General features: G+C 73.3%; 19 protein-coding genes and 1 pseudogene. 10 read left to right on the forward strand and 10 right to left on the reverse strand.

Features of this window, described 5'->3' with window-relative positions:
- Positions 1-14: 14 nt before the first annotated feature.
- A complete protein-coding gene (gene glgP, locus BLU42_RS07820) occupies positions 15-2,588 on the reverse strand; it encodes an alpha-glucan family phosphorylase (RefSeq protein WP_091073968.1) in 2,574 nt (857 codons plus the stop codon).
- A gap of 49 nt (positions 2,589-2,637) precedes the next feature.
- Between glgP and BLU42_RS07825 the strand changes: the two genes are divergently transcribed.
- From BLU42_RS07825 to glgB, 3 genes are read left to right on the forward strand one after another with little or no spacing between them, the layout of a single operon-like run.
- Positions 2,638-4,653, forward strand: coding sequence for an alpha-1,4-glucan--maltose-1-phosphate maltosyltransferase (locus tag BLU42_RS07825; protein WP_231918500.1), 2,016 nt, complete (start codon positions 2,638-2,640; stop codon positions 4,651-4,653).
- Complete coding sequence (locus BLU42_RS07830) at positions 4,650-6,005, forward strand: maltokinase N-terminal cap-like domain-containing protein (RefSeq protein ID WP_091073969.1); 1,356 nt, start codon at positions 4,650-4,652, stop codon at positions 6,003-6,005. The genes BLU42_RS07825 and BLU42_RS07830 overlap by 4 nt, the downstream gene beginning before the upstream one ends.
- Positions 6,002-8,134 (forward strand): 1,4-alpha-glucan branching protein GlgB, encoded by a 2,133-nt coding sequence (gene glgB / locus BLU42_RS07835; protein WP_091073970.1) that lies wholly within the window; start codon positions 6,002-6,004, stop codon positions 8,132-8,134. The genes BLU42_RS07830 and glgB overlap by 4 nt, the downstream gene beginning before the upstream one ends.
- A 44-nt stretch (positions 8,135-8,178) precedes the next feature.
- Here glgB and BLU42_RS07840 read toward each other — a convergent pair whose 3' ends face one another.
- Together BLU42_RS07840 and BLU42_RS07845 are read right to left on the reverse strand one after the other, a co-directional pair.
- Positions 8,179-8,754, reverse strand: coding sequence for a hypothetical protein (locus tag BLU42_RS07840; RefSeq protein ID WP_091073971.1), 576 nt, complete (start codon positions 8,752-8,754; stop codon positions 8,179-8,181).
- Positions 8,754-9,707 (reverse strand): tetratricopeptide repeat protein, encoded by a 954-nt coding sequence (locus BLU42_RS07845; RefSeq protein ID WP_091073972.1) that lies wholly within the window; start codon positions 9,705-9,707, stop codon positions 8,754-8,756. The genes BLU42_RS07840 and BLU42_RS07845 overlap by 1 nt, the downstream gene beginning before the upstream one ends.
- 93 nt (positions 9,708-9,800) lie before the next feature.
- Here BLU42_RS07845 and pgm point away from each other — a divergent pair, with 93 nt between their 5' ends.
- A complete protein-coding gene (pgm, locus tag BLU42_RS07850) occupies positions 9,801-11,438 on the forward strand; it encodes a phosphoglucomutase (alpha-D-glucose-1,6-bisphosphate-dependent) (RefSeq protein WP_091079775.1) in 1,638 nt (545 codons plus the stop codon).
- A gap of 179 nt (positions 11,439-11,617) precedes the next feature.
- Positions 11,618-12,100, forward strand: a complete 483-nt coding sequence (locus BLU42_RS20830; RefSeq protein WP_269458032.1) for an ABC transporter permease subunit — start codon at positions 11,618-11,620, stop codon at positions 12,098-12,100.
- Between the two features lie 8 nt (positions 12,101-12,108).
- On the opposite strand, the gene BLU42_RS07860 is transcribed toward BLU42_RS20830, so the two are convergent.
- The gene (locus BLU42_RS07860) at positions 12,109-12,801 is read right to left on the reverse strand and encodes a response regulator transcription factor (protein WP_197680664.1); all 693 of its coding nucleotides are present in this window, start codon (positions 12,799-12,801) and stop codon (positions 12,109-12,111) included.
- The gene (locus tag BLU42_RS07865) at positions 12,791-15,112 is read right to left on the reverse strand and encodes an ATP-binding protein (protein ID WP_157719882.1); all 2,322 of its coding nucleotides are present in this window, start codon (positions 15,110-15,112) and stop codon (positions 12,791-12,793) included. The genes BLU42_RS07860 and BLU42_RS07865 overlap by 11 nt, the downstream gene beginning before the upstream one ends.
- A gap of 287 nt (positions 15,113-15,399) precedes the next feature.
- Between BLU42_RS07865 and BLU42_RS07870 the strand changes: the two genes are divergently transcribed.
- The 5 genes from BLU42_RS07870 (at position 15,400) to BLU42_RS07890 (ending at position 18,877) form a co-directional block, all read left to right on the forward strand.
- Positions 15,400-16,557 carry a spore photoproduct lyase family protein gene (locus BLU42_RS07870; RefSeq protein WP_231918501.1) on the forward strand — a complete coding sequence of 386 codons (1,158 nt, stop codon included), beginning with the start codon at positions 15,400-15,402 and terminating at the stop codon, positions 16,555-16,557.
- Positions 16,558-16,690: 133 nt separating this feature from the next.
- Positions 16,691-17,893 carry an inorganic phosphate transporter gene (locus BLU42_RS07875; RefSeq protein WP_091073975.1) on the forward strand — a complete coding sequence of 401 codons (1,203 nt, stop codon included), beginning with the start codon at positions 16,691-16,693 and terminating at the stop codon, positions 17,891-17,893.
- Positions 17,894-17,919: 26 nt separating this feature from the next.
- The gene (locus BLU42_RS07880) at positions 17,920-18,195 is read left to right on the forward strand and encodes a hypothetical protein (protein WP_091073976.1); all 276 of its coding nucleotides are present in this window, start codon (positions 17,920-17,922) and stop codon (positions 18,193-18,195) included.
- A 7-nt stretch (positions 18,196-18,202) separates the two neighbouring features.
- Positions 18,203-18,568 (forward strand): DUF3349 domain-containing protein, encoded by a 366-nt coding sequence (locus tag BLU42_RS07885; protein WP_091073977.1) that lies wholly within the window; start codon positions 18,203-18,205, stop codon positions 18,566-18,568.
- A gap of 3 nt (positions 18,569-18,571) precedes the next feature.
- Positions 18,572-18,877, forward strand: a complete 306-nt coding sequence (locus tag BLU42_RS07890) for a DUF3349 domain-containing protein (protein ID WP_091073978.1) — start codon at positions 18,572-18,574, stop codon at positions 18,875-18,877.
- Between the two features lie 31 nt (positions 18,878-18,908).
- On the opposite strand, the gene BLU42_RS07895 is transcribed toward BLU42_RS07890, so the two are convergent.
- From BLU42_RS07895 to BLU42_RS07910, 5 genes and pseudogenes are all read right to left on the reverse strand, one after another.
- A complete protein-coding gene (locus BLU42_RS07895) occupies positions 18,909-19,454 on the reverse strand; it encodes a MarR family winged helix-turn-helix transcriptional regulator (RefSeq protein WP_091073979.1) in 546 nt (181 codons plus the stop codon).
- A gap of 178 nt (positions 19,455-19,632) precedes the next feature.
- A pseudogene (locus BLU42_RS21345) lies at positions 19,633-19,716 on the reverse strand (PH domain-containing protein); the annotation flags it as partial.
- Positions 19,717-19,993: 277 nt separating this feature from the next.
- Positions 19,994-20,161, reverse strand: a complete 168-nt coding sequence (locus BLU42_RS20835; RefSeq protein WP_172825766.1) for a hypothetical protein — start codon at positions 20,159-20,161, stop codon at positions 19,994-19,996.
- Between the two features lie 118 nt (positions 20,162-20,279).
- Positions 20,280-21,236, reverse strand: a complete 957-nt coding sequence (meaB, locus tag BLU42_RS07905) for a methylmalonyl Co-A mutase-associated GTPase MeaB (protein ID WP_091073980.1) — start codon at positions 21,234-21,236, stop codon at positions 20,280-20,282.
- A 40-nt stretch (positions 21,237-21,276) separates the two neighbouring features.
- A complete protein-coding gene (locus tag BLU42_RS07910; RefSeq protein WP_091079479.1) occupies positions 21,277-22,248 on the reverse strand; it encodes an IS481 family transposase in 972 nt (323 codons plus the stop codon).
- Positions 22,249-22,276 lie beyond the last annotated feature (28 nt).

Genomic DNA, 22,276 nt, shown 5'->3' on the forward strand with positions numbered 1-22,276 from the left:
CCCCTACCCCCGGCTCAGGCCGAGGGCGGCGAGGACAGCCCGGTGGGCAGGGCCGCGAGGCCCATCTCGGCGGTGCTGGCCAGCAGCGGGTGGTGCGGGACGACGCGGACGGTGTAGCCGATCGAGCCGGCGCGGCGGGCCTGCACGGTGCCCTCGTAGCGGCGCAGGCCGCCGTCGACCTCGGTCCCCTCGGGGAACGGGTTGATCCGCGGCTCACGCAGCTGGTCGTCCGAACCCACCCGGCCCGTCACCAGCTGGACCTCGACGTCCTCCGGGGACAGCGCCCCGAGGTCGACCAGCGCGGAGACGTGGATCGGGGTGTTGACCTCGACCTGCTCGCCCTCGAGGGACTGGACGTGGTCGACGACGACGCCGCCCCAGGCGTCGCGGACCTTGCGCTTCCACTCCGCGAGCGCCTCCGGCCCGCCCGTCTCGGCCTCGAGCGCCCGCGAGGACGCGGCCGACGGGGCGTACAGGTGGGTGACGTAGTCGCGGACCATGCGCGAGGCGAGGACCTTGGGGCCCAGGCCGGCCACCGTCTCGCGGAACATCTGCACCCAGCGCCGCGGGACGCCCTTGGAGTCGTGGTCGTAGAAGCGCGGGACGATCTCGTTCTCGATGATGTCGTAGAGCGACCTGGCCTCGAGGTCGTCGCGCTGGTCGCCGCTGACGCCCTCCGCGGAGGGGATCTCCCAGCCGAAGGCCGGGTCGTACCACTCGTCCCACCAGCCGTCGAGGATCGACAGGTTGGCCGCGCCGTTCAGCGCGGCCTTCATGCCCGACGTGCCGCAGGCCTCGTACGGGCGCAGCGGGTTGTTCATCCAGACGTCGCAGCCCGGGTAGAGCGGCTTGGCCATGCCGATGTCGTAGTCGGGCAGGAAGACGATGCGCTCGCGCACGTCGTGGGCGTCGGCGAACTGCACCATCTGCTGGATGAGGGCCTTGCCGCCCTCGTCGGCGGGGTGCGACTTGCCGGCGATGACGATCTGGATCGGGCGCTCGGGGTCGGTCAGCAGCGCGCGCAGCCGCTCCGGCTCGCGCAGCATCAGCGTCAGGCGCTTGTACGACGGCACGCGCCGGGCGAAGCCGAAGGTGATGGTGTCGGGGTCGAGGACGTTCGAGACCCAGTCGGTGCCGAGCCCGCGGTTGGCGCTGCTCTCGGCGAGGCGCCGGCGGGTGAAGGCGATGAGGTCGCTGCGCATGGTGCGCTTGAGGTCCCAGATCGTCTTGTCCTCGACCCCGGCCAGCGCGTTCCAGTCGTAGCCGTCCACGACCGAGTCGCCGGTGCTGCCCGAGGGGGCCTCGAGCAGGGCGAGCAGGTCGCGGTGGACCCAGGTGAGGTGGTGGACGCCGTTGGTGATCGAGCTGATCGGCACCTCGGAGGTGTCGAAGCTGTTCCACAGGCCCTGGAACATCTCGCGCGACACCTCGCCGTGCAGCAGCGAGACGCCGTTGGCGCGCTGGCCGAGGCGGAAGCCCATCACGGCCATGTTGAACACGCCGCGGTCGCCGCCGTCGTAGTCCTCGGTGCCGAGCGACAGCACGCGGTCCAGCGGGAGGCCGAAGTCGGCGAACTGGTGGCGCACGAGGTCGACCGGGAAGCGGTCGATGCCGGCGGGCACAGGCGTGTGCGTGGTGAAGACGGTGCCGGCGCGGGCCGACTCGAGCGCGGTGTCGAAGTCGACGCCGGCGATCGTCTGCTCGCGGATCCGCTCCAGGCCCTGGAAGCCGGCGTGGCCCTCGTTGGTGTGGTAGACCTCCGGCGCCGGGATTCCGGTGAGCTTGCAGTACGCCCGCACGGCGCGGACGCCGCCGATGCCCAGCAGCGTCTCCTGCGCCAGGCGGTGCTCGGTGCCGCCGCCGTAGAGCCGGTCGGTGGTCTCCCGCTCGGGGCCGGCGTTGGACTCGACGTCGGAGTCGAGCAGCAGCAGCGGGACGCGACCGACCTGGGCGAGCCACACCTGCGCGTGCAGCACCCGGCCGCCGCCGAGGCCGACCTCGACGGTGACGGGACCCGCGTCGTCGTGGAGCAGGGTCAGCGGCAGCGCGTTCGGGTCGAGCAGCGGGTAGGTCTCCTGCTGCCAGCCCGCGGCGTTCAGCGACTGGCGGAAGTAGCCCTGGCGGTAGAGCAGGCCGACGCCGATGATCGGCACGCCGAGGTCGGAGGCGCTCTTGAGGTGGTCGCCGGCCAGGATCCCGAGGCCGCCGGAGTACTGCGGCAGCACCTCGGTGATCCCGAACTCCGGGGAGAAGTACGCGATGCCCCTGGGCGCCGACTCGTTCTCCGCCGCGTAGCCGGAGTACCAGAGGTCGCCGCTCAGGTAGTCGGCGAGGTCGGCCTCGACGCCGCGCAGGTTCTTGAGGAAGCGCTTGTCGCGGGTCAGCTGGTCGAGCCGCTCGACGGAGACGTCGGCGAGGAGGCGGACCGGGTCGTGCCCCGAGGTCTCCCACAGGTCGGGGTCGACCGAGCGGAACAGGTCCGCGGTCTCCGTGTTCCAGCACCAGCGCAGGTTCTTGGCCAGGTCGCCCAGGCCCTTGAGCACGTCGGGCAGCACGGGGCGGACGGTGAAACGTCGGATGGCACGCACGCGAGCACCCTAACGGCGCCCAGGCCCGGACCTCGATAGGTTGGGCGGCGTGAGCGACAACCCGATCGGCCGCATCCCCGTGACCAAGGTGTCCCCCGTGGTGGAGGGGGGTGCGTACCCGGCGAAGGCGACGGTCGGGGAGGCCGTGCCGATCCGGGCGACGGTCTTCCGCGAGGGTCACGACGCCGTCAACGCGACGGTCGTGCTGACCGCCCCGGACGGCACCGAGCGCCGCGAGGCCATGCACCCGACGACCCCGGCCGGCTTCGACTGGTGGGCCGCCACCGTGGTCCTCGACACGGAGGGCCCGTGGACCTTCCGGGTCGAGGGCTGGAGCGACCCCTGGGAGACCTGGGTCCACACCGCCGAGATCAAGATCCCCGCGGGCATCGACGTCGACCTGGTCTGCACCGAGGGCAAGGCGCTGTTCGCCGCCGCGGCCGCGCAGGCCGACGCCGACTCCGCGCCCGGTCCCGCCGCCCGGCTGCGCGGCGCCGCGCGCGCCCTCGAGCCCGGCCAGCAGGTCGAGGACCGCCTCGCCGTCGTCCTCGCCCCCGACGTGCGGGCCGCGATGGCGCAGTACGGCCCGCGCGAGCTCGTGTCCCCCACCCGCGAGCACCCGGTCTTCGTCGACCGCAAGGAGGCGCTGTTCGCCTCCTGGTACGAGTTCTTCCCCCGCTCGCAGGGCGCGACCTTCGACGAGGAGACGCAGACCTGGACGTCGGGGACGTTCGCGACCTCGTACGAGCGGCTCGAGGCGGCCGCCGCGATGGGCTTCGACGTCGTCTACCTCCCGCCGATCCACCCGATCGGCACGTCCTTCCGCAAGGGCGCGAACAACACCCTGACCCCGGGCCCGGGCGACCCCGGCTCGCCGTGGGCGATCGGCAACGTCGAGGGCGGGCACGAGGCGATCCACCCCGACCTCGGCACGTTCGACGACTTCGACGCCTTCGTGGCCAAGGCGAAGAGCCTCGGGCTCGAGGTCGCCCTCGACCTCGCGCTCAACGCCTCCCCGGACCACCCGTGGGTGAAGCAGCACCCGGAGTGGTTCAGCAAGCGGGCCGACGGCTCGATCGCGTACGCGGAGAACCCGCCGAAGAAGTACCAGGACATCTACAACTTCAACTTCGACAACGATGTCGAGGGGATCCGGCAGGCGTGGCTGGAGATCGTGCGGCTGTGGATGAGCCACGGCGTGCGCGTCTTCCGCGTCGACAACCCGCACACCAAGCCGGTGAGCTTCTGGGCCTGGCTCTTCGCCGAGGTCCGCCGGACCGACCCCGACGTGCTCTTCTTCGCCGAGGCCTTCACCCGGCCGGCGATGATGCACATGCTCGGCAAGATCGGCTTCCACATGTCGTACACGTACTTCACGTGGCGCAACGAGAAGTGGGAGCTCGAGGAGTACCTCACCGAGCTCACGACCGAGACCGACAGCTTCCTGCGGCCGAACTTCTTCGTGAACACCCCCGACATCAACCCGTTCTTCCTGCAGACCGGAGGGCGCTCGGCGTTCACCATCCGCGCGGTGCTGGCGGCCACGATGTCGCCGCTGTGGGGCGTCTACTCCGGCTTCGAGCTCTTCGAGAGCGCACCGCTGGGACCGGGCCGGGAGGAGTACCTCGACTCGGAGAAGTTCCAGTACCGCCCGCGCGACTGGGAGGCCGCCGCGGCGAGCGGCGACACCCTGAACCTGCTCATCGGCCGGCTCAACCAGGTCCGCCGCGAGCACCCCGCGCTGCAGCAGCTGCGCGACCTGCACTTCCACACCGCGACGAACGAGCAGGCCATCGTCTTCTCCAAGCGCGCCCGGGCGGCGGGACCCGACGGCGAGGACGACGTCGTCATCGTCGTGTCCAGCCTCGACCCGCACGAGGTGGTCGAGAGCGAGGTCGTGCTCGACATGGAGGCGCTCGGGCTCTCCGACCGCGACGTCTACCTCGTGCACGACGAGATCACCGGGCAGACGTGGCGCTGGGGTCAGCGCGCCTTCGTCCGGCTCACCCTCGAGGACCCCTGCCACGTGCTGACCCTCGTCCGGCACGGCGGTGCGCAGGCGTGAGCGGGCCCCTCGACGGTCTCGGGGACGAGGCCGTCACCTCGCTGATGGCCGCGGTGGGCGGCGCCCGCTGGTTCGCCGGCAAGGGCCGCCAGCCGACGCCCCGCTCGCTCACGGCGCTTCCCTGGCTGAACGAGGAGGGCGCGGAGCCCCGGGTGCGCCTGGCCGTGCTGGAGGTGGCCTACCCCGACTTCCCGGGCACCGAGCACTACCAGCTGGCGCTCGCGCAGCGCCACGGTCCGGGTCCTGAGGGTCTCGCCCCGCTCTACACCGACGGCGACGCGACGGTCTACGACGCGGCCCAGGACCCCGAGGCCGCCGCGGTGCTGCTGCAGGCCTTGCTCGAGCAGCGGTCGGTGTCCGACGACGACGGCGCCGTGCGGTTCCACCTGCGCGAGCGCGGGGCGCTGAGCCCCGACCTCCCGGCGCGGGTCTTCCGCGGCCAGCAGAGCAACACCTCGGTGATGTTCGGCGACGTGGCGATGATCAAGCTGTTCCGCCGCCTCGAGCTCGGGCGCAACCTCGACATCGAGGTGCACGCCGCGCTCAACGACGCCGGCACCGCCGACGTCGCCGGGCTCTTCGGCTGGACCGAGGCGACCTGGAGCTCCGACGGCGTGGTGCTGGGCGCCGACCTCGGCATGTGCGTGGAGAAGCTGGCCGACGCCGTCGACGGCTGGGACCTCGCGCTGGAGGTGCTGCGGGCCGGCGGGACCTTCGCCGACCACGCGGCCGCCCTCGGACGGGCGCTGGCCGAGATCCACGCGGCGCTGCGGACCGCGTTCGGCACGTCGGAGCGGCCCGGCGCCGACGTGGCCGCGACCATGGCCGGCCGGCTGCGGGCCGCGACGGCCGTCGCCCCCGCCCTCGAGCCGTACGCGGCGGGCCTGCAGGAGCGCTTCGCCACCCTCGGCGAGGCCGCGCTGCCGGTCCAGCGCGTGCACGGCGACTTCCACCTCGGCCAGACCCTCCACACGCCGTCGGGGTGGAAGATCATCGACTTCGAGGGCGAGCCGGCCAAGGGCATCGCCGAGCGCGTCGCCCCCGACGCCGCCTGGCGCGACGTCGCCGGCATGCTGCGCTCGTTCGACTACGCCGCGGCGAGCGTGCCCGGCCCGGGCGCCGCCGCCTGGCGCGACGCGTGCCGCGAGGCCTTCCTCGACGGCTACACCGGCGGCGCCGGCCTCGGCGACGGCGCGGGGCCGCTGGCCGCGTACGAGGCGGACAAGGCCGTCTACGAGGTCGTCTACGAGGTCCGCAACCGCCCCGACTGGGTCGGCATCCCGCTCGGCGCCCTCACCGCGCTGGCGGGACCGACCACCGAGCACACCACCCACGAAGGGGCACCACGATGAGCCACGACCTGACCGGCAACCTGACCGGCTGGGACCTCACCGGCTTCCACGAGGGCCACGACACCGAGGCCTGGCGCCGCCTCGGGGCGGTCGTGACCTCGGTCCACGACGACGAGCGCGGCGACCTCACAGGCACGCGCTTCTCGGTCTGGGCGCCGAACGCGCAGAGCGTGCGCGTGGTCGGCGGCTTCAACGACTGGCACGGCGAGGGCCACCAGCTCCACCTGGTCCCCGGCTCGGGCGTCTGGGCGCTGTTCGTCGAGGGCGTCGGCTCCGGCGCCGTCTACAAGTTCGAGGTGCTCGGCGCCGACGGCGTCTGGCGGCTCAAGGCCGACCCGATGGCCCGCTTCGCCGAGGCCGCCCCGCACACCGCCTCGATCGTCTACGAGAGCCAGTACGCCTGGGGCGACGACCAGTGGATGTGGTTCCGCGGGGAGAAGCAGCAGTACCAGGAGCCGATGAGCATCTACGAGGTGCACATCGGGTCGTGGCGCAAGGGCCTGACCTACGTCGAGCTCGCCGACCAGCTCGTGGAGTACGTGAGCTGGCAGGGCTACACCCACGTCGAGTTCCTGCCCGTCGCCCAGCACCCGTTCGAGGGCTCGTGGGGCTACCACATCACCGGCTACTACGCCCCGCAGAGCAAGTTCGGCTCCCCCGACGAGTTCCGCTACCTCGTCGACCGCCTCCACCAGGCGGGCATCGGCGTGCTCGTGGACTGGGTGCCCGGGCACTTCGCCACCGACCCGTGGGCGCTGCAGCGCTTCGACGGCACCGCCCTCTACGAGCACGAGGACCCCCGCCTCGGCTGGCACCCCGACTGGGGCTCCTACATCTTCAACTTCGGGCGCAACGAGGTGAAGAGCTTCCTCGTCTCCAACGCCTACTACTGGCTGCACGAGTACCACATCGACGGGCTGCGCGTCGACGCCGTCGCCTCGATGCTCTACCTGGACTACTCCCGCCAGGAGGGCCAGTGGATCCCCAACAAGTACGGGGGCCGGGAGAACCTCGAGGCCATCGAGATGCTCCGCGCGACGAACAAGCACGCGTACGAGCGCGAGCCCGGCACGATGATGATCGCCGAGGAGTCGACGTCCTTCCCGGGCGTCACGCGCCCGGTCGACGCCGGCGGCCTGGGCTTCGGCTTCAAGTGGAACATGGGCTGGATGAACGACTCGCTCCGCTACTACGGACGCGACCCGCTGCACCGCCAGCACCACCACCACGAGATGACCTTCGCGATGGCGTACGCCTACTCGGAGAACTTCATCCTGCCGATCAGCCACGACGAGGTCGTGCACGGCAAGGGGTCGATGTTCGAGCGGGCGCCGCAGGACGAGTGGCGCAAGTTCGCGACGCTGCGCGCCTTCTACGCCTTCATGTGGTCGCACCCGGGCAAGAAGCTGCTGTTCATGGGCACCGAGTTCGGCCAGAGCCGGGAGTTCTCCGAGGCCCGCAGCATCGACTGGTGGCAGAGCGCGGAGCCCGGCCACCACGGGGTGCAGCGCCTGGTCAAGGACCTCAACGAGGTCTACCGCGCGCACCCGGCCTTGTGGAAGCGCGACAGCGACCCGTCGGGCTTCTCCTGGATCGACGCCGACGACGCGGGCGGCAACGTCTTCTCGTTCCTGCGCTACGACGGCGACGGCGAGATGATCGCCTGCCTGACGAACTTCTCCCCCGAGCCCCGCCTCGACTACCGGATCGGGCTGCCGAGCACCGGCGTGTGGAAGGAGATCCTCAACTCTGACGCCGACACCTACGGCGGCACCGGCCAGATCGGCAACCTCGGCCAGGTCGTGGCCACCGACGTCCCGTCGCACGGCTACGTCGCCTCGGCGACCGTCACGATCCCGCCGCTCGGCGCGGTGTGGCTGTCCTTCCAGCCCAAGCCGACGGAGGAGCAGGCCGAGCCGGCCCAGGTGGAGGCGGGCACCCGGGCCGCCGCCAAGGCGCTCTCCCCTGCTCCGGCGCCCGCAGGACCGGCCTCGGCAGCCGCGAAGAAGGCACCGGCCGCGAAGAAGCCGGCGAAGGCTGCGGCCGAGGAGGTCAAGGAGACGGTCTCCGAGGTCAAGGAGACGGTGTCCCGGGCCGCGAGGGCGATCAAGAAGAAGACGCGGGGCTGAGACCCGGGGCCGGGTCGCGTCAGGCGCGACCCGGCCGGCCGGGCTCAGGCCCGGCTGAGCTCCAGCCGTACGGCCGTCAGCGTCACGGTCATGGCCTGCGGGGTGCAGGCGACCTGGCCCTCACCCTCAAGACCCACGACGCTGGTGATCTGGTCCATGCCGAGCCGCTCCTTGCGCGACCCCGCCGCGAGCTCCGCCGAGCCCGAGGCCGACCTCTGCCGGAAGGTCCCCGTCGCGCCGTCCACGGTGAAGGTTCCGGTGGCCCGGCCGTCGACCGTCAGGTCGGCCGAGCCGCCGCCCAGCGTGATGGTCAGCGGCTCCTGGCCGGCGCCCTGCAGGGTGTAGCCGCCGTCGGCGAACCGCACGGTCACGTCGCCGCCCTGACCGGTGCCGTACGTCTGGTCGCTGGCCCCGACGAACCGGACGAGCTGCCAGGTCCCCGTGAGGCACTGCTCGGCGGGCAGCGTGGCGAGCGACGGGCTCGCCGGCGCGGACGGTGGGGCCGTCCCGGCTGGCGCCGGGGCCGCGGAGCTCGGAGCCGTCGTCGCCCCGCCGCTGCCGGAGCAGCCCACGAGCGCCAGGAGCGGGACCGCCGCGAGCGCGACGAGCGCGCGGCGCATCAGAAGAGGGCGGCCATCAGGCTGCGGCGAGCCGCGACGACGCGCGGGTCGGTGCCGCCGACGGTCTCGAAGAGCTCGAGCAGCCGGACGCGGGCGGGGTCGCGGTCGGCGCCGCCCCGGCGCACCACCGCCAGGAGGCGGTCGAAGGCCTCCTCGACCCGGCCGCTGACGAGCTCGACGTCCGCGGCGTCGAGCTGGGCCGCGACGTCGCCGCCCTCGGCGGCGCGGGCCAGCGTGGCCTCGGGGTCGAGCACCGACGCGCGGGCGAAGAGGCCGGCCTGCGCCTTGCCGAGCGCGGCCTCCGCGTCGTTCGGGTTGGCCTGCAGCAGCCGGTCGAACTCGTCGCGGGCGCGGGCGAAGTCGCCCTGGGCCAGCGCCTCGTCGGCGGCGGCGAAGCGGGGGTCGGGCTGGTCCTCGCCGGGCGCCTCGGCGCCGTCCTCCGGGTCGGTCCCCGCCGCGACGGGACGGGCGCGGCCGACCATGCCGTTGGCCACCGCGGTCTTGAGGACCTGGTCGACGGCCTGCTGCACCTGCTCGGCGGGGAGGACGCCCTGGAAGAGGGGCACCGCCTGGCCGGAGATGATCGCCAGCACCGTCGGGACCGCCTGGAGCTGCAGCGCCTGCACGATGCCGGGTGCGGCGTCGACGTTGAGCCGGACGAGCAGGAAGCGGCCCTCGGAGGCGTTGGCCACCGCGGCAAGCGCGTCGGAGAGCTGCTGGCCGCTGGCGACGCGGGGCGAGTAGAGCTCGACGACGACCGGGTGCTGGGTGGAGGGCCGGATCGCGTCGGACTCGAAGGTCTGCTCGCTGGACTCGAGGACGTACGACGCCCCGCCGGACGGCGCGGACGCACCGGGGGCGGCGGGCCCGCCGGGCGCGGGCGCGGCCTTGGCCCGCGCGGCCAGCTGGGACAGGTCGATGGCTCCGGGACGGCTGAAGCTGGACGAGCTCATGGTTCCCATCCTCCCAGGCGGGACCAGCCCGTCCGGACCTGTCTCCCGAGGACCCCGCCGCCTGGCGGGCACGGTCGTCGGCACAATGTGGCCATGGCCCACCCTCGCGCCGGTCAGCCGGCCCTCCCCGAAGACCTCATCGACGTCGACGCGGTGGTCGGCGCCTACCACGACCTCGTGCCCGACCCGTGGAACCCCGACCAGCAGGTCGCGTTCGGCACCTCGGGCCACCGCGGGTCGAGCCTCGACGTGGCCTTCAACGACGCCCACATCGCCGCGACGACGCAGGCGATCGTGGAGTACCGCGCGGCGCAGGGCATCACCGGACCGCTGTTCCTCGGCAAGGACACCCACGCCCTGTCGATGCCGGCCTGGACGACCGCCATCGAGGTGCTGCGCGCCAACGACGTCACCGTGCTGGCCGAGAACGACGAGGACTACACCCCGACGCCGGCCGTCTCGCGCGCCATCGTCGTGCACAACGCGAGGCTCGCGGCCGGCGACCCCGCGAGGTGCGACGGCATCGTGGTCACGCCGTCGCACAACCCACCGCGCGACGGCGGGTTCAAGTACAATCCGCCGCACGGCGGGCCCGCCGACACCGACGCCACGTCGGCGATCGCCAAGCGGGCCAACGAGCTGCTCGCCGACCCCTCGGGCATCCGCCGCCGGCGCTACAGCGAGGTCTCCGCCGACGTGCACCGCCACGACTACCTCGGCGCCTACTGCGAGGACCTCGTGAACGCCCTCGACCTGCACGCCGTGCGCGACGCCGGCGTGCGCATCGGCGCCGACCCGATGGGCGGGGCGAGCGTGCAGTACTGGGACTACATCGCCGAGCACCTCGGCATCGACCTCACCGTCGTCAACGAGCGCGTCGACCCGACGTGGTCGTTCATGACCCTCGACACCGACGGCAAGATCCGCATGGACTGCTCCTCGCCCAACGCGATGGCCAGCCTGATCAGCCGCAAGGACGCGTACGACATCTCCACCGGCAACGACGCCGACTCCGACCGGCACGGCGTGGTCACGCCCGACGCCGGCCTGATGAACCCCAACGCCTACCTCGCCGTCGCCATCTCCTACCTGTACGCGCACCGTCCGGGCTGGCGCGGCGACGCCGCGATCGGCAAGACGCTGGTCTCCTCCTCGATGATCAACCGCGTCGCCGAGGACCTGGGCCGCCGGCTGGTCGAGGTGCCCGTCGGGTTCAAGTGGTTCGTCCCCGGGCTCCGCACCGGCGAGGTCGCCTTCGGCGGCGAGGAGTCGGCCGGGGCGTCCTTCCTCGCCCTCGACGGCAGCACCTGGACCACGGACAAGGACGGCATCCTGCTCGCCCTGCTGGCCAGCGAGATCCGCGCGGTCACCGGCCGTTCGCCGAGCGAGCTCTACGGCGACCTCACCGCCCGCCACGGCACCCCGGCGTACGCCCGCGTCGACGCCCCGGCCGACCGCGAGCAGAAGAAGAAGCTCGCCGCGCTGGAGCCCTCGGCGGTCTCGGCGACCGAGCTGGCCGGCGAGCCGATCGCCGCCAAGCTCACCCGGGCGCCGGGCAACGACGCGGCCATCGGCGGGCTCAAGGTGACGACGGAGTCGGCGTGGTTCGCGGCCCGGCCGTCGGGCACCGAGGACGTCTACAAGATCTACGCCGAGTCGTTCCGGGGGCCGGAGCACCTCGCCCAGGTCCAGGACGCCGCCCGCGAGGTCGTCAGCGCGGCGCTCGCCTGAGACCGGCAGCCCGCCGAGCCGCGGCCGCCCGATGGTCGCGCTCCGCGCTGCCGGACCTGGCTCGGCAACAGCCTCGCCGTCACGGCGTTGACGGTCGTCGTCTCGCTCGCGGTGGCGGCGCCCGCGGGCTACGTGGTCACGCGGGGCCGCAGCCGAGGCGTGCGGGCTTCTCTCTGCTGATCCTCGGCCTGCCGTCGCTGCCGGTCCTGATGTTCACGGTCCCGCTGTTCGTGCTGTTCACGTCGCTCGGCCTGAACGACACCCTGCGGGGCGTCACCGTGGTCTACGTCGGCCTCTCGGTCGCCGCGCCGACCTGGATGGTGAGCAGCGCGATCGACGCGGTGCCCGTGGAGCTGCGGGAGGCGGCCTGGCTCGACGGCTGCTCGGTGCTCGGCGGCTTCGCGCGGGTGGTGCTGAGCAGCGCCCGGCCGGGCCTGCTCTCGGCCGCGGTCCACGTCTTCCTGCTCACCTGGAACGACTCCTGGATCGCCCTGGCCTTCCTGCGTTCCCAGCAGAGCTACACGATCGGCCGGGCGCTGGCCGGACCCGGCTCCTCCGCCGTGGTCGCCCTGGTCGCCCTGCTGCCGGTGCTGGTCGTCTTCGGCCTGCTCAACCGCTGGTTCAGCGTCGGTGGCATCGGCGGCGCGCTGACCGGCCGCTGAGCAGCCCGTCAGAACGGCTCGATGGGCGGGACGATCCCGTCCTCGATGGCGCGGCGCAGGAGGTCGACCTTGGTCGAGGCCGGGCGCTCGGCCTCGGTGTACTTGGCGCGGATCCGGCGCAGGTACTCCCGCGCGCTGTTCTCGGTGACGAAGAGCTGGGCGGCGATCTGGGCGATCTCCACGCCGCTGACGTAGAGCACCAGCACCTCGCGCTCGCGGTCGCTCAGCCGGGCCCGCACGAAGTCGGCGTCGCCGTCGATCATCGACAGGATCTCCGGGGAGACGAGGATCTGACCCTCGGCGACCTGGCGGACCTTGTCGAGGGTCTGCTGGACCGGCTCGGACTTGCGGCTGAGCCCGTGCGCGCCGGCGGCCAGGGCGCGGCGGATGAGCCGCGGGCTGTCGAGGACGGAGTAGACGAGGACCCGGCACCCGGCGCCGATGAGCCGGGTGACCGTGTCCCCCGGGTCGGAGCCGTCGCCGAGCGCGAGGTCGAGCACGACGACGTCGGGGGGCTGCTGCTCCACGAGGGCGACCAGGTGCGCGGCGTCCGTCGCATGGCCACGCAACCGGACCGGACGGCCCCGGGTGACGCGGGCCGCCCCGAGCAGGCCGACCCAGACGACGTCGTGGTCGTCGCAGACCACCACGTCGATCGCGGCCGCCTCGGCCGCACCGGAGGGAAGGGGGTCAGGGGGCACGGTGCGCGACCTTCCGGGCGGTGTCGACCGCGATCTCCTGGGCGGCGGGGGTGCCGAGGGCGTCCAGGCGCACGAGGTGGGTCCCGTGCGCGTCCTCCGACAGCACCGACGCGGTCGTCGACCCCTCCTCCGGCGCCAGCCGGACGACGAGGCGGCGCACCGACTCCGCGGCGAGCGCCCGGCGGACGACCTCGAGGACGGCCTGCGCGACGCGCGGCGGCACGGTCGTGCTCCGGCTGTCGACGAGGCGCACCTCGACACCGCGGCGGCGTGCGGCCTCGGTGAGGTCGGCCAGCTCGTCGCTCATCACGTTGCGGGCCACGATCGACTCGCGCAGCGTCGCCTCGAGCATCAGGGCCTCGTGGCGCAGGTCGTCAGGCACGCTGCCGCGCACCCCGGCCAGCCGCAGCAGGACGGATCGCACCTGCGTCCGGAGGTCGGCGAGCCACAGCGCCCGCTGGACGCGGGCCACGTGGCGGCGCACCGAGGCGTCGACGGCCTCGTCCTCCTCGCGACGCAGGACTCCCTGGCGCCGCCCGATCGCCAGCAGGACACGGTTGACCAGCAGCGCCATCGCGACGAGCAGCACCGGGCCGGACCCGCGGCTGACGACTCCGGGCCAGCTGGAGAGACCGGCCAGGCCCTGCAGGACGATCGTCGTCTCGGTGACGAGCACGCCGAGCGCCGCCCAGCCGAGCCTCCGCCGGACGACGAGGACGACGAGGACGAGCTGGACGACGAAGGAGTGCCACTCGAAGACGCCGTCGGCCCGTTCCGGGTGCGCGAGCGCCATCAGCACCTGGACGGCGGCGACGGCGACCACCACACCCGCTGCGGACCCGGCGGGAAGCTCCAGCCCCGCACCCGGCCGCAGCACCACCGCCATCGCGACCGCCGCGACGACTACCGCGACGACGAAGGGCGGCCGGTGCGTCGCGGCGTCGAGCGTGAGCACGCCGACGGCGACGTTCACCACCAGCGCGACCCAGGTGACGGCGCTGAACCGGTGCGCCGGGAAGTCGACGGGGAGCCGGGGCTCGTCCTCCCCGACGTCGGTCTGGGGCATCAGGCGCGTCAGCACCTGCGGCCGTCCCGTCCAGGACACGGTGTAGGTCGTGCCGTGGCCCGGCCGGCTCTGCAGCCTCGTGACGAGGCCGACCTGGTGGCTGGCCTCGAGCATCGAGCGCCGTACGCCGAGCCGGTCGAGCGGCAGGTGCGCGCTGTCGAAGCCCCGGCCGTCGTCGACCACCCGGGCCTGCAGCGCCAGGTCGGCGCCGACCCGACGGGCGTCGAGGCCGACGGTGACGGTGGCCTCGCCGCTGTGGCGCACGGCGTTGCGGACGGCCTCGCGCACGGCGCTCAGCAGCGTCTGGGCGACCGGACCAGGGACGCGGAGCGGGGCCGCGCCCAGGCGCACGTCCGCGGTCCACCCGACGTCGGGGCTGACCCGGCGCACCGTCTGCTCCACCAGGCTGACGAGCACCGCGACCGAGAGGTCCCCGGCCTCGTCCGCGTCGCCCATCGCGTCGATCGCGGCCAGCGTCTCGCGGGCGAGCAGGGAGGTCGCCTGCTCGGTGGCCGCGTCGGTGCCCTGCGCCGCCGCGGTCAGGGTGGTCATCACGTCGTCGTGGATCAGCTGGTCCAGGCGCGCCCGCTCGTCGGCGACGGCGCGGTCCACCGCCTGGCGCACCTCCTGCTCGCGCAGCCGGGAGGCCACGGCGTCGGCCGACCGGGCCGAGGTGAGCATGCCCAGCGCGACGACGCCGATCACCAGGCCCGCCGAGACCCCGAAGAGGGCCTCGCCCACCGCCTCGGCGGCGGAGACCCCGCCGCCGCCCGGTGTCAGGCGCAGGTGGGCCCACCCCGCGCCGAGGAGGAGCCCGTAGCCCGTGCCGAGGCGCAGCCCTCCCCAGACGCAGGCGCAGACGACGGCCAGCCCGACGTGGAACCAGAGGAAGGGGTAGAGGCCGGAGCCCGTGAAGGCCGACATGGACCACACGCCGAGGAGCGTGTACGCGGCGAAGGCCGGCAGCCATCCACCCAGCGTGCGGCCCCGCACGGCCTGGACGACCATCCCCGCGACCAGGACGGCCCCCACGAGGAGGACGGCCAGGACCCAGGGCCGAGGGTAGGCGGGCGCCTGCGCCACCAGGGCGGGGACGCCCGGGAGGAGCCCGGCGACCGCGTAGCCACCCAGCAGCCGGTGGATCATCGCCGTCATGCCCGAGGCGATCGGCCCGGTGGCCTCCGGGCTGGCCGAGGGCGCGCAGGAACCGCTGGTCGACCGGGCCGCACCCGGCACAGCGGTCACGAGCTCCCCTCCCCCGGACGACGCGCTGCCCTGCGCCCGTCCCGGCAGAAGCGGCCCCCGGCAGCATCCCGACGACCGTGGTCCCGGTACCCCGACGAGGGCCGACCTCCGCCCCCCGAACCGGTCCCCGTGCGCACCTCCCCCCCTCGGCGCGCCGCAGGTCCCGGCAGGACAGAACTATCCTGCGAGAAGGCGGTTGAACAAGCCATGGCCCGGGATTGACCGCGTTTGTCCCCCTCCGGTGGGACGCCCCGCGCACGTCAGCCGCCCTCCGGGCAGGAGCCCCTGTGACCTCAGCACCATCCCAGACCCAGCCCACGAACCCTGTCGAGCCCCCGACCGGGACGCTCACGTCGGAGCCCGGCCCGCGCGTCCGGCGCTGGACGCCGCGCCGGGTCCTCGTCACCCGGGCCGCGGTCGGGCTGCCGCACACCGAGGAGATCCTGCGGCGCGTCGCCGCCGCCGGGGTCGAGGACGTGGAGACCGTCGGCCGGGTCTCACCCCCGCGCGGGACGAGCGAGCGGGAGGCGTACGCGTGGGCCAAGACGACGCTGGCCGTCGTCGTCGCCCCGCCCAGCGCGCTCAAGCCGCAGCCCATCCCGCCGAGCGCCGACTGGCGCATCGACCTGGCGAAGGGCTGCCCGGCGCACTGCCAGTACTGCTACCTCGCCGGCTCGTTGACCGGGCCGCCGGTCACCCGCGTCTACGCGAACCTCGACGACGTCCTCGCCCCGATCCCCGGCCTCGTCGGCCACGGCACGGTCACGAGCGGCACCGCGGAGCGCGGCCACGAGGGCACGACCTTCGAGCTGTCCTGCTACACCGACCCGCTGGGCATCGAGCACGTGACGGGGTCGCTGGCCGCCGCCGTGGAGCGCGTCGGCACCGGCGTGTACGGCGACGGCGCGAGCCTGCGCTTCACCACGAAGTTCGACGACGTGGCCGAGCTGGCGGCGCTGCCGCACGGGGGTCGCACCCGGGCCCGGTTCTCGGTCAACGCCGAGGAGGTGGCGGCGCGCTTCGACGGCGGGACGGCCCCGGTGGCCGGGCGGCTCCGGGCCCTGGCCACGCTGGCCGCCGCGGGCTACCCGGTGGGGCTGACGGTGGCCCCGGTGATGCCCGTCGAGGGCTGGCAGGACGCGTACGGCCAGCTGCTCGACGACGTCCGCGACGCCCTCGCGCCCGTCGCCGCGTCCGGGCGTGCGGTCGACCTGACCGTCGAGGTGATCACGCACCGCTTCACCCCGGGCAGCCGCGACGTGCTGATGTCGTGGTACCCGCGGACCAGGCTCGAGATGGACGTCGGCGCGCGCCGGGCCAAGCGGTCCAAGTTCGGCGGGGTCAAGTACGTCTACCCCACCGAGACCATGCGCGCGCTGCGCGCGTGGTTCGAGACCGAGGTGCCGGCACGGCTGCCCGGGACCCCGCTGCTCTACCTCACCTGAACCGGGCTCCGCTGACACCGGTGTCGACCGGTGGGTGACGGGTCACCACCGTACGGGTGAACAGTGGATGAATCATGCCCGGGAGGGCGTTCTGCGGGTGGAATCCATAGCCCTTCCACCCAAAGATCGAGTCGTGACCGAAGCTTTCCTGATCCTCGCGATCGTCGTCGTGACCGCCCTGGCGTTCGACTTCACCAACGGCTTCCACGACACCGCCAACGCGATGGCCACGTCCATCGCCACCGGGGCCCTCAAGCCCAAGCAGGCGGTCGTGCTCGCCGCCACCCTCAACCTGGTCGGCGCCTTCCTCAGCATCGAGGTCGCGCTCACGGTCAGCAACAAGATCATCAGCATCCAGGGCTCGAACGGGGCGCCGCTCCCCGAGCTGGTGGGGGTACCGATCCTCACGATCGTCCTCGCCGGGCTCGTCGGCGGCATCCTCTGGAACCTCGTCACCTGGCTGCTCGGCCTGCCCTCCTCCTCCTCGCACGCGCTGTTCGGCGGCCTGATCGGGTCGGCCATCGCCGCCCTCGGGCTCGGCGGCGTCAAGTGGTCGGGGGTCGTCTCCTCGGTGATCATCCCGGCCTTCTTCTCCCCGGTGGTCGCGGGCCTGGTCGCCGCCCTCGGCACCTGGATCGTCTTCAAGATCACCGCGCAGGTCGCCACCGGCAGCCGCGAGAAGGGCTTCCGCTGGGGCCAGATCGGCTCCGCCTCGCTGGTCGCGCTCGCCCACGGCACCAACGACGCGCAGAAGACCATGGGCGTGATCACGCTCGCGCTGATCGCGTACGGCAGCTGGACCGCCGGCGAGGGCATCCCGCTCTGGGTCAAGATCGCCTGCGCCCTCGCCATCGCCTCGGGCACCTACATCGGTGGCTGGCGCGTCATCCGCACGCTCGGCAAGGGCCTGGTCGAGATCAGCTCCCCGCAGGGCATGGCCGCCGAGTTCGCCTCGGCCGCGGTGATCCTGTCCTCCAGCCACCTCGGCATGGCGCTCTCCACGACCCACGTGGCGACGGGCTCCATCCTCGGCTCCGGGGTCGGCAAGCCCGGTGCGCAGGTTCGCTGGGGCGTGGCCGGCCGCATGGTCGTCGCGTGGGTGATCACCCTCCCTGCCGCAGGCCTGGTCGGTGCCCTCTGCTGGGCCGTGGCCCACGGCATCGGCGGCGGCCTGGGTGCCGTCGTCGTCTTCGTCGCCCTGGTGGTGGCCGCGACGCTGATGTTCCGCCACTCGCGCAAGACCAAGATCGACCACAACAACGTCAACGACGAGTGGGCCGGTGGCCTCGCCACCGAGGACGCGGCTCCCGCGGCCAAGACCCCCGTCAACGCCTGAGCGCGACGAGAGACACGGAGCTGATCATGGGAGAGATCTTCCTCAAGGCATTCGAGGCCCTCTGGCAGGTGCTGGTCGCGGGCGTCGTCCTGGGCGCCGGGCTGCCCGCGCTCTTCGCGCTCGGCATCCGCCTGCAGGGCAGCGGCCGCACGCTCGCCACCGACGGCGCGAGCTACACCACGCCGGTCACCACGGGTGGTCGCGCGGGGTCCTTCGTCCTGTTCGGCGTCTGCGTGCTGGCGGTGCTCTTCGGCATCTTCCTCATCGTCGCCGGCGGCTTCGGCCTCAAGCTCTTCGGGTGAGGCGGGCATGACGACGACCGGCACCGACCAGGCCCAGGACCCGCGCAACGTCGCCCTGCGCGTCCTGCACTGGCTGGAGGCGGGCTACCCCGACGGGATCCCGCGCCAGGACCGCTTCCCGCTGGTGGCGCTGCTGCGCCGCCGGCTGACCGACGAGCAGACGCGCCAGATCGCCGCGGACCTCACCGCCCCGGGCGCGGTGGAGACCCGCGGCGACGACCCGATCACCGCCGACGAGATCGAGCGCCTCGTCGAGCGCCAGCTGCGCGAGTCGCCCTCGCCCGAGGACGTCGCGCGGGTGTCCGCCCGCCTGGCCGCCGGCGGCTGGCCGCTGGCGGACTCCCTCGACGGCCCGGCCGGCGAGGACGGCTGAGCCGTGGGGCTCTCGAGCTGGGTCACCTCGGTGGTCGGCTGGCTGAAGGCCGGCTACCCCGAGGGCGTCCCGACCACGGACTACGTGCCGCTGCTCGCGGTGCTCGCCCGGCGGCTCAGCACCGACGAGGTCAGGGCGGTGGCCGCGGAGCTGGTGCGCGAGGGCCGGCTGCCCGTCGACGACGCCGACATCGGCACGGTCATCACCAAGGTGATCGACGAGCTGCCCTGCGAGGAGGACGTCGCCCGCGTGCGCACGCGCCTCGCGCTCGGCGGCTGGCCCCTGGCCGACCCGCGCACCGCGGGCTGACGTCGTCCGACCTGGGTCTGCCCCGGCTCGATCAGACCTCGAAGTCGCCGGCCGCCTCGCGCGGTGAGGTGAGCAGCGTCGTCAGGTCGTCGCACTGCTCGTCGCTGAGCGAGCCGAGCCCGAACCGGGCGCTCATCACGACCTCGGTGGCCCGCTCGACGAGCTCGCGGCCCTCGGGCGTGATGGAGGCGAGCACGGCCCGTCCGTCCTCCGGGTGCGGGCTCCGGCGGATCAGCCCGGCCGCCTCGAGCCGCTTGACCAGCGGGGTGACCGACGTGGCGTGCACCTGCAGCCGCTCGCCGATCTTGCCCAGCGGGAGCGCGCCGCGCCGCGAGAAGGACAGCAGCACGAGCACCTCGTAGCGGGCGAAGGTCAGCCCGAGCGGGCGCAACCGCTCGTCGAGCTCGGTCAGCACCAGCTGGTGCACCCGCATGAGCGAGGTGACCGCGCGCATCCGCGGGACGTCGCCCCAGTGCTGCGACCACAGGCCCGCCGCCGCCTCGATCGGGTCGAAGGGCAGGCTGGGCCGGCGCCGTGCGGCGCCCGTGCCCTGGTCCGGGACCGTCTCCTCGCTCACGTGCCGTCGTCCTGCGCCGGCGCCGTCGCCCGGAGGCCGGCGCGCTGCATCGTGTCCTGCAGCACCGCATCGCGCCCGTCGATGTCGGCGACGAAGCGGATCTCGCTGATCCCTGCACCTGGGCGGCCGACTCGAACACGAAGTGACCGTAGTTCAGCAGGCGCCCGAGCAGGGGCTTCTTCACCGTGATGTCGAGGATGCGACCCAGCGGCACGCTCGCGCGCTGGGTGCTGAAGGTCCCGTGGACCCGGAACACGCGCATGTTGGTGATGACGAAGCGGTCGCGGTGCTCGTCGAGCACCCGGAACAGCGCCTGACCGCCCAGGGCGAGACCGATCACGAGCACGACCCAGAACACCGCCCCCGTGTACGCGAACGCGCTCACCACGACCGGGACGGCCACCACGAACCGGGCCCAGGCGAATGCGCTGGCCACCCAGTGCTTGCGCACCTCACGGACGACGTACTCGTCCTGCGCACGCAGCAGGTACTGGTCGACGTGCGGGTCCAGCCAGGCGAGCACGGGCGGCGCCCGGCCGTCAGGAGGCGAGGCTGGTGAAGAAGGTGATGATCGACCCGAAGGCCTTGCCCACCGCCAGGAACGCCGTGCGCACCGCGGCGGCAGCGCCCTCGGGCTGGTTCACGACGTAGAACAGGCAGAAGCCGACCACCAGCACGAAGAGGAAACGCTTCACCCACCTGGTCATGCGTCCGCCCCCTCGTCGATCCGGTCGGCACCTCGGCAGGCCCGGGCGCCGGGCCGCTCAGGGCCAGCCACGTTTCTACTGCACGCGGCGACGTCGGTGGTGGTGCCACGCCGGTGAGTCAGCGACCCGACGGCGTGTCGAGCAGCTGCCGCGCCGCCTCGTACGGGTCGAGGCGTCCCGCCGCCACCTCGGCCGCGACGCGGTCGAGCTCCCCGCCACCGCCGGGCGCGTCGGCCCGCACCCGGGCGAGGACGAGCTGCTCGACCTCGCCGCGCGCACGGCGGGCGCGCCGGCGCTCCCAGCCGCCGGAGGCGCGCTGGTGCGCCACGAAGTCCTCGACCGCCCCGAGCACCTCGTCGAGCCCGGTGCGGTCCGTGCTCGACAGCAGCACGACCGGAGGCGCCCAGGCGCCCGGCTCGGTGCGGCCGTGGTTGACCATCGCCCGCAGCTCCTGCGCCAGCGCCGACGCGCCGTCGCGGTCCGCCTTGCTCACCACGAGCACGTCGGCGACCTCGAGCACGCCCGCCTTGGCCAGCTGGACGCCGTCGCCGGCGCCCGGGGCCAGGAGCACGAGGGTGACGTCGGCGGTGGCGGCCACCGCGACCTCCGACTGGCCGACGCCCACCGTCTCCACCAGCGTGGTCGCGCACCCCGCCGCGTCGAGCACGCGCAGCGCCGCGGGCACCGCGGCGGCGAGCCCGCCGAGCTCGCCGCGGGTGGCCATCGAGCGGATGTGGACCCCCGGGTCGAGCGCGTGCTCCTGCATGCGCACGCGGTCGCCGAGCACCGCACCGCCGGAGAAGGGCGAGGTCGGGTCGACGGCCAGCACCCCGACGCGCTGGTCACGCTCGCGGAGCCGGGCGACGAGCGCACCGACCGCGCTGGACTTGCCGACCCCCGGCGACCCGGTCAGCCCGACGACGAGGGCGCGCCCGGTGTCGGGCGCCAGCCCCGCGACGAGCGCCGGCACGAGCGGCGAGGAGGCCTCCACCAGGCTGATGGCCCGGCCGACCGCCCGCGGCCGCCCCTCGCGGACGCCCTCCAGGAGGGCGGCGGGATCGAGCGCGGTCACCATGGCGGGCCCAGTCTGGCAGCCGCGGCCTAGGTGTACCCGGTCATGAGGTTGGTGACAGTCGCGCGAGTGGGGTGAGTCCATCGAGTGCGGAGTGGGCTCGTTCAGTGTTGTAGTGCTCGACCCAGGGAGCAAGCGCTGCAGCGCGGGCGGCGTTCGACGTCCAAACCTGTCGGTAGGCCCACTCTGAGGCAAGGGTGCGGTTGTAGCGCTCCGCCTTGCCGTTCTGCCAGGGGCAGTGCGGCTTGATGAACTTCTGGGCGATTCCGTGCTCGGCGCAGACCGTGACGAGGGAGTAGCGGTAGGCGAAGGCGTTGTCGGTCATCAGCCGCTCGACTCGGTCGACTCCTCGCTCGGCTAAGTAGGCCAGCGCGCGCTCGAGGAACGCCGCGCACGTCACGCCTTTCTCATCGGTAAGTACTTCGGAGTAGGCGAGCCGGGAGTGGTCATCGACGACCGAGTGGACGTAGTCGTAGCCGATCAGGGCCCGCTTGTGCTTGTCGCTGTTGGTCGCGAGGCGCCCGTGGGCGCGCCAGCCGCCGCCGGCGGGGATCCGGCCGATCTTCTTGACGTCCATGTGGACGAGCTCGCCCGGGGCGTCCTTCTCGTAGCGGACGGCGGTGGTCTTCGACGCGCGGATCACCTCGCCGGTGACCGGGTCCAGCACGGCCAGCCTGGGCAGCTGGTGACGGACCAGGACCCGCGACACCGTCCGGGCGCAGACCGGGTGCCGAGCGGCGATCCACGCCGGCCCGCGGCGGTACTCGACCCGGTCGGTCGTGATCGCCTCCTCGACCACGGCCGGGGTCTGGCCGGGGCTGTGGTGCGGGCGCGAAGACCGATCGAGCAGCCCTGCGTCGCCCTCGGCCCGCCAGCGGCGGACCCAGCGATAGGCGCACTGGCGCGAGATCCCCATCGCCTTCGCGGCGTGGGCGACGGGCCAGTGCTGGACGACGACGCGTTCGATCAGCAGCAGCCGACCATGACGATTGAGCCGGGCGTTAGCGTGAGCCACCTGAGGGCCTCCGAGCGGTAGAAGACGA

Origin of the sequence: Microlunatus sagamiharensis, from assembly GCF_900105785.1 — a bacterium.
Lineage (GTDB): Bacteria > Actinomycetota > Actinomycetes > Propionibacteriales > Propionibacteriaceae > Microlunatus > Microlunatus sagamiharensis.